This window comes from Oleiphilus sp. HI0125, assembly GCF_001635355.1.
On the sequence record NZ_LWGF01001010.1, the window covers coordinates 1 to 1,131 of the forward strand.

A 1,131-nucleotide genomic window follows, 5' to 3' on the forward strand; every position below is an offset into this window, starting at 1 on the left:
TTGTAATCCCATTTAGTTGGTACGAAAAAGCCGGTAATGTCTTGTTTAACTCTGTCGCAATGGTCGATGCAGATGGAGAAATTTTAGGCACGTACCGTAAAACCCATATTCCGGATAGCGATGGCTATTTAGAGAAATACTATTTTTCGCCTGGCGATACAGGCTTTAAAGTTTGGAACACACGCTACGCAAAAATTGGTGTAGGTATTTGCTGGGACCAATGGTTCCCAGAAACTGCACGAAGTATGTCTTTAGCCGGCGCTGAACTACTTTTATACCCGACTGCTATTGGCTCTGAACCTAAAGAACCTGACTTAGATTCGATGCCACATTGGCGTCGCACAATGCAAGGTCACGCTGCGGCAAACCAAGTTCCGGTGATTGCTGCAAACCGAGTCGGAAAAGAATCGGCTGAGACAAACACAAATGTCATCGATTTTTATGGTTCGTCATTTATTACAGATCATCAGGGCGAGATTCAAGTAAGTGCCGACCGCCAAAGCGAAACATTCATCACGCACAGCCTAAACTTGAGTGCGGCGCAACGTGATCGTCACGTTTGGGGCTTATATCGTGATCGACGTCCAGAGCATTATTCAGCGCTGCAGCACTTAGATGTATCTGATCAAGGCGAATAACAACACGAGATCCGCACATGGCAAAGCTCGATAGCCAAACCCCAAAACAAGATGCTTTCTATATGCCTGCTGAGTCAGGTCCTCATGAAGCAGTAGGTTTAATATGGCCCGATAATCTCGAGACTTGGCGAGCCAAGGCATTGCCGGCTCAGGCGGCATTTGTAGAAGTTGCACTGCAGATTGCTAAGACAACTCCTGTCTATGTCTACGCCAATGCCAGTAGCCTTTCGTCTGCTCGCGCACAATTACCTGAACATATTCAGGTCATTGTCATTGAGAATAACGACTCTTGGTTGCGCGACACAGGCTGTAGTTTTCTTATCAACCAAGAAGGAAAGCGCCGCGCCGTCTCATGGAAATTCAATGCCTGGGGTGGTCATTTAGCGGGAATGTATAGCGATTGGAGTAAAGATGATGCCGTCGCAAAGCAGCTCGCAAATTGCTTTGACTCTGATGTTTATCAAGCTCCTTTCATCTTAGAGGGCGGCGCGAT

General features: G+C 46.9%; 2 protein-coding genes. Both read left to right on the forward strand.

From position 1 onward, the window contains the following. Positions 1-638 (forward strand): nitrilase-related carbon-nitrogen hydrolase (locus A3762_RS17260; protein WP_068756796.1); only part of this gene is annotated, 638 nt, incomplete at its 5' end. Between the two features lie 17 nt (positions 639-655). Continuing rightward, a partial coding sequence (locus A3762_RS17265) for an agmatine deiminase family protein (RefSeq protein ID WP_197469339.1) occupies positions 656-1,131 on the forward strand: 476 nt, incomplete at its 3' end.